Origin of the sequence: Mixta sp. (assembly GCF_024610815.1) — a bacterium.
GTDB lineage: Bacteria > Pseudomonadota > Gammaproteobacteria > Enterobacterales > Enterobacteriaceae > Mixta > Mixta calida.
The window spans coordinates 1-6,514 of record NZ_JANION010000175.1; the positions used below are offsets into that span (position 1 = coordinate 1).

Annotated in this window: 6 protein-coding genes; 5 read left to right on the forward strand and 1 reads right to left on the reverse strand. The window is 53.5% G+C overall.

Annotated elements, in window-relative coordinates:
- From MYY08_RS13285 to cheW, 5 genes are all read left to right on the forward strand, one after another.
- Positions 1–217, forward strand: a 217-nt coding sequence (locus tag MYY08_RS13285; RefSeq protein ID WP_288014531.1) for a FlhC family transcriptional regulator, incomplete at its 5' end; no start/stop codon positions are given.
- A 147-nt stretch (positions 218–364) separates the two neighbouring features.
- Positions 365–1,252: a flagellar motor stator protein MotA gene (gene motA, locus MYY08_RS13290; protein WP_084971170.1), complete on the forward strand. Its 888-nt coding sequence runs from the start codon at positions 365–367 to the stop codon at positions 1,250–1,252.
- A complete protein-coding gene (motB, locus tag MYY08_RS13295) occupies positions 1,249–2,181 on the forward strand; it encodes a flagellar motor protein MotB (protein ID WP_190296314.1) in 933 nt (310 codons plus the stop codon). Before motA ends, motB begins: the two co-directional genes overlap by 4 nt.
- A 21-nt stretch (positions 2,182–2,202) precedes the next feature.
- A complete protein-coding gene (gene cheA, locus MYY08_RS13300; protein WP_288014534.1) occupies positions 2,203–4,206 on the forward strand; it encodes a chemotaxis protein CheA in 2,004 nt (667 codons plus the stop codon).
- A gap of 11 nt (positions 4,207–4,217) precedes the next feature.
- The gene (gene cheW / locus MYY08_RS13305; protein WP_084971164.1) at positions 4,218–4,721 is read left to right on the forward strand and encodes a chemotaxis protein CheW; all 504 of its coding nucleotides are present in this window, start codon (positions 4,218–4,220) and stop codon (positions 4,719–4,721) included.
- A 311-nt stretch (positions 4,722–5,032) separates the two neighbouring features.
- On the opposite strand, the gene MYY08_RS13310 is transcribed toward cheW, so the two are convergent.
- Entirely contained in the window at positions 5,033–6,175 is a 1,143-nt protein-coding gene (locus MYY08_RS13310) for a FliC/FljB family flagellin (protein WP_084971162.1), read from the reverse strand.
- Positions 6,176–6,514 lie beyond the last annotated feature (339 nt).

The window sequence follows — 6,514 nt, forward strand, 5'->3', positions numbered from 1 at the left end:
GGTTAAGCCCGATGAAAAACCGGTGCTGGGATTAACCCGCGCCTGGACGCTGCTGCGCTTTATTGACTGCGGCATGATCGAACGGACGGAATGCATCGCCTGCCACGGCGGTTTTATCGTCACGCATGAACATGCCAAAGACCCCTTTACCTGCAGTCTTTGCAGCCCGCCTTCACGCGCGGCAAAAAAGTGTGAAAATTATGACATTGCAGGATAACGGGTTTATATCAGGCTGTAGCGTTGATGATGACAAGGACTGAAATCGTTAATGGCGTATCTGCGAAAAACGATACGTCAGCGCCTGCGACGCTATTTATCATTAAAAACATGAACAAACAGGCGTGTCAGTAATTAAGGAGTTCGCGTGCTGGTTATTTTAGGGTATGTGGTTGTATTTGCGACTGTTTTCGGCGGATTTGCTTTATCTGGCGGTCATCTCGGCGCGCTGTATCAGCCGACTGAGTTATTAATCATCGGCGGCGCAGGCGTGGGCGCCTTTATTGTCGGCAACAATGGCAAAGCCATTAGCGCGACGCTAAAAGCCTTTCCGATATTATTTAAAGGGTCGCAATATAACAAAGCCTTATATATGGACCTGATGGCGTTGATGTTTTTACTGCTTTCCAAAGCCAGGCAGAGTGGATTGATGTCTTTGGAAAACGATATTGAAGACCCTCAGAGCAGCTCGGTTTTTTCCGCCTACCCGCGTTTGTTGGCCGATGCTTATTTAATGAATTTTATTATTGATTACCTGCGCCTGATGATCAGCGGCAATATGAGCACGCATGAAGTCGAAGCGCTGATGGATGAAGAGATCGAGACCTGCGAGCATGAATTCGACGTGCCCGCCAGCAGCCTGAATTCCGTCGGCGACGCCTTTCCTGCGTTCGGCATCGTCGCCGCCGTTATGGGCGTGGTCAATGCGCTGGCGGCGGCCGATCGTCCCGCGGCGGAGCTGGGCGAACTGATCGCCCACGCGATGGTGGGCACCTTCCTCGGCATTCTGCTCGCCTATGGGTTTATCCTGCCGCTGGCGGCGCTGCTGCGCCAGAAAAGCAGTGAAAAAATTAAGATGCTTCAATGTATTAAGATCACGCTGCTCTCCAGCATGAACGGCTACGCGCCGCAGATCGCCATTGAATTTGGCCGTAAGATTCTTTTCTCCACCGAACGTCCCACCTTTATTGAGCTGGAAGAGCATGTGCGTCAGGTGAAATCATCAGGGAGTAATGCCTCGGAAGGCGCGCCATGAGCAAGCACAAACAGCCCATCATCATCATCCGCAAGCGTAAAAAGCATGGCCATGACCATCATGGCGGCTCGTGGAAAATCGCCTACGCCGACTTTATGACGGCGATGATGGCGTTTTTTCTGGTGATGTGGCTGATCGCCAACAGTTCGCCGCAGCAGCGGCATCGCATCGCCGAATATTTTCAGATGCCGTTGAAGGTGGCGCTGTCGCAGGGTAATCAGTCCAGCCTGAGCGACAGCGTGATTCCCGGCGGCGGCGACGATCTGGTGAAGAAAGAGGGCGAAGTCAACCGTTCGCGCCCGCGCGACGGTGAAAGCGACAAAGATATCAGACGGCTGAAAAAGGCGCGCGAACGGCTGGAAAGCCTGATTAAAAGCGACCCCCGCCTCAGCAATTTCCAGTCTAACTTGCGGCTGCAGCTGACGGAGAACGGCCTGCTGATCCAGATTATCGATACGCAGGATCGGCCCATGTTTAAGCTGGGCAGCAAGGAGCTGGAAAGCTATCTGATGGCAATTTTCGAAGCGCTGGTGCCGGTACTTAACGAGCTGCCGAACCGCATCAGCCTGACGGGGCATACCGATTCTCTCCCCTATGCGCAGGGCGATGTGGGCTACAGCAACTGGGAACTCTCCTCCGACCGCGCCAACGCCTCGCGCCGCGCGCTGATCAGCGCCGGCCTGACGGCGAATAAATTCCTGCGTGTGATCGGCACCGCCGACTCCATGGTGCTGGAAAATACCGCGCCTGACAGCCCCATTAACCGTCGTATCAGTATCCTGGTATTAACGCAGAATAAAGAGAAAGCGATTATCAGGGACGATAATTTAATCCAGAGCATGACGGAAAACAGCAATATCGACGCCATTAAATCTGAATTAAAAATAACGCCTCAAACGGATGAGGGGATGGCCGGACTTGCGAATTAACTCAGGGTAAGGTTGAACAATATGGATGTAAGTGATTTTTATCAGACATTCTTCGATGAAGCCGACGAGCTGTTGGCGGATATGGAAAAGTATCTGTTACAGCTTGATGCGGCTTCTCCCGATAAAGAGATGATGGATGCGATATTTCGGGCGGCGCACTCCATTAAAGGGGGCGCAGGCACCTTCGGTTTTAAAATATTGCAGGAAACGACGCATTTAATGGAAAACCTGCTGGACGATGCCCGCTGCGGCACGCTGCGTCTGACCAGCGACATTATTAACCTGTTTCTGGAGAGTAAAGATATTATGCAAGATCAGCTTGATACCTATAAATCTTCTCAGGAACCAGACGAGCAGAGTTTCCAGTATATTTGCGAAGCGCTGCGGCAGATCGCGCTGCAAAATAAATCGGGCGCGGCGGCGACCGCTTCGACGGAGCCGGAACAGGCGGCAACGTCTGCCAGCGTAGAGGCCGGCGCGGATCAGGGCTGCCTTACCGTGACGCTGATGAAAATCAAGGATCAGGAGGCGCGGCTGCTGGCCGATGAGCTGGCGAATCTCGGCACCCTCGTCAGCCAGCAACAGCAGGGCGACCGGCTGGAGGTGAAGCTGCAAACCACCGCCAGCGCGGATGAGATCGAAGCGGTGCTCTGCTTTATTCTGGAGCCGGAACAGATCGCCATTACCCACGACGCGGCGCCTGAGACCGAAACGCCGCCCGTCGCGCCCGTAGAGGAAAACGCGCCGCAGCCTGCCAGCGTTGCCGCCCCGGTGAAAAACGCCGCCGCGCCCGCCAGACCGTCGGCGCGCTCGCAGGCGGCGGAATCGAGCAGTATTCGCGTCGCCGTTGAAAAGGTCGATCAGATCATCAACCAGGTCGGCGAACTGATTATCACCCAGTCGATGCTGTCGCAGCTTTCCGCCTCGCTGGAGCCGTCGGTTCATGACGTGCTGATCAACAGCATCGCCCAGCTGGAGCGCAACGCGCGCGACCTGCAGGAGTCGGTGATGTCGATCCGCATGATGCCGATGGAGTATGTCTTTAGCCGTTTCCCGCGTCTGGTGCATGACCTGGCCGGCAAGCTGAATAAGCAGGTCGAGCTGACGCTGATCGGCGGCTCGGCCGAACTGGATAAGAGCCTGATCGAACGCATTATCGACCCGTTAACCCATCTGGTGCGCAACAGCCTCGATCACGGCATCGAGAGCGCGGACGTGCGCGTGGCGAAAGGGAAATCCGCCGTCGGCAATCTGACGCTCTCCGCTGAGCATCAGGGCGGCAATATCGTGATTGAAGTCAGCGATGACGGCGCAGGCCTGAACCGCCAGAAAATCCTGGCGCGCGCGCAAGCGCAGGGCATGGCGATCAACGACAACATGAGCGACGAAGATGTCTGGATGCTGATCTTCGCGCCCGGCTTCTCCACGGCGGAAAAAGTCACTGACGTATCAGGGCGCGGCGTCGGCATGGATGTGGTACGACGCAATATTCAGGAGATGGGCGGCCATGTTGAGATCGCTTCTGAACAGAATAAAGGCTCCACCATCCGCATTATCCTGCCGCTTACCTTAGCGATTCTGGACGGCATGTCGGTGCGCGTGTCCGATGAAACCTATGTGCTGCCGCTGGGCGCGGTGATGGAGTCGTTGAAGCTCAGCGAACAGGCGCTGTACCGCATGGCGGGCGGCGAGCTGATGCTGCAGGTGCGCGGCGAGTATATCCCGCTGATTACGTTGCAGTATGTCTTCGGCAGCGGCGAAGAGCCGATCGAGATGAACGACAGCGTGGCGGTGATTTTACAAAGCGCTGGCGCGCGCTACGCCCTGATGGTCGATCAGCTGATTGGTCAGCATCAGGTGGTGGTAAAAAACCTGGAGCTTAACTATCGCAAAGTGCCGGGCATTTCCGCCGCCACCATTCTCGGCGATGGCAGCGTGGCGCTGATTCTCGACGTCGCCGCGCTGGCAAAGCTGTGCAAATCTAAACGTGTCACGGCGAAAAACGGACAATCTTTACCTGTTTAAGGATAAGCAAAATGACCTCTTCCGCATCTGAAAAAAGAACAGCCACCGATAATCATGGCAATGAATACCTGGTGTTTACGCTGGGAGATGAAGAGTACGGCATCGAAATATTGAAAGTGCAGGAGATCCGCGGCTGCGAACGGGTGACCCGTATCGCCAATACGCCCGATTTTATTACCGGCGTCACCAACCTGCGCGGCGTGATTGTTCCTATTGTCGATCTGCGCATTAAGTTTAATCTGGCGGGCGCCGAGATTAATGAAAAAACGGTGGTGATTGTGTTGAGCCTCACGCAGCGCGTGGTGGGCATTGTGGTGGACGGCGTTTCTGACGTGCTGTCGCTGAATGCTGAAGCGATTAAACCGGCGCCGGATTTCTCCGTCACGCTCTCTACCGATTACCTGCTGGGGCTGGGATCGGTGGATGAGCGCATGATTATCCTGGTGGATATTGAAAAGCTGCTGACCAGTGAAGAGATGGAGCTGGTTGAGAAAAGCGTCAGCGAGACCCTGTAATCCCGATTTCAGCGCGGCCGCTGGCGGCCGTAAGGCAAAGGTGCCTGTCAAAACAGCGTCGTGGCGGTAAGCGCGACGCTGTTTTTTATTGTCTGTTCTCTCCATCTTATTGTCTTTCTCTCTGTTCTCTCTGTTCTCCCTGCACGCTTTGTCTTTTATTCTCTTTGTTCATGCGTTGAGCCAGTGAGCCAGTGAGCCAGTTGGCGTAATGATTTTCAGCCGGGTTTAGGCGGCGCCATAAAAAACGCCCCGCCGGTGAGGGCGAGGCGTTAGCGTAAACCGCAGGGCCGTTAATAGCCGCCGGGTAAAACTTAGCGCAGCAGAGACAGAACGTTCTGCGGAACCTGGTTAGCCTGAGCCAGCACGGTGGTACCTGCGCTCTGCAGGATGTTAGCGCGGCTCATGTTGGACACTTCAGAAGCGAAGTCCGCATCCAGGATACGTGAACGAGATTCAGACAGGTTGTTTACGGTGCTGTCCAGGTTGCTGATAACAGAAGCGAAACGGTTCTGCGCCGCACCCAGGTTGGAACGCAGGGCGTCAACCTGATTCAACGCGTCATCAACGGTTTTCAGCATCGTTTCAACAACGACGTCTGCGTCAGCTTTTTGCTGTTCGGTGACGTAAGCGCCTTTATCTTTAATGGTAAAGCCATCTCCCGCTTCATTTTCTTCCAGAGAGAAAGACTGCTGTACCGTTTTGCCTTCTGCGTCAACACCGGTAGCGATAAAGTTGCCTTTACCATCCGTTTTAATTTCGCTGCCAGTAGCAGGAGTATCTGTACCGAAAAACTTCGTATTTAACGCTTTGACATCGTCCGCGGTTAATTTATAGGCGTTGGCGTCGTCACCGATTGCCACATCTGTTGCTGCAGTCGTTCCGTAATCAGCTACTTTAACGACTTGCGTGTTTGCAGTGCTGAAAACGCCAACGTCAAAGTCTTCCATGCCCAGCTTTTCAGCATCCATACGCTCCAGTTTCAGGCTGATGGTTTCGCCATCGTTAGCGCCAACCTGAATGTTCAGCGTCTGATCTTTGCTCAGTACTTTTACGCCGTTGAACTCGGTCTGTTCAGAGATACGGTTGATCTCAGCCAGACGCTCGTTGATTTCGTCCTGGATGGACTGACGGTCAGAAGCGGAGTTGGTGCCGTTGGATGCCTGCACGCTCAGACGACGAATGTTTTGCAGGTTATCGTTGATTTCGTTCAGCGCGCCTTCCGTGGTCTGGGCGATAGAGATACCGTCGTTGGCGTTACGTGAAGCCTGAGTCAGGCCGGTAATGCTGGCGGTAAAACGGTTACTGATCGCCTGACCTGCGGCGTCATCTTTCGCGCTGTTAATGCGCAGACCGGAAGAAAGACGCTGGATCGCGGAACCCAGGGAGTTCTGAGATTTGTTCAGGTTATTCTGAGCCATCAGACTCAGGGCGTTAGTATTGATCACCTGTGACATATTATTCCCTCGTATATAGGTATGATGTTTCTATTGCAATGTCCATGCAATTTGATGATGCGTTGACAAGCGCATATTTAAAAATATCGGCGCATAGAAATTTCTCTAAAAAAATATTCGCAAAAAAAATCTCTTTTGCGCAATTTCCAGGCATCAATAGCGGAAAAAGGCCGTTTTTCCGCATCCGAACGCGTTCTGATAAAACAAAACAGATAAAAGCTGGCTGCAGCGTCCGGTTATAGACGCTTAGCTTTTTGCAAAAATCTGACATAATTAAACTTTTTATAAAGGCATTAACTTTTATTTATCGGTGGCATAAGAAAAGGATTATCTACACGC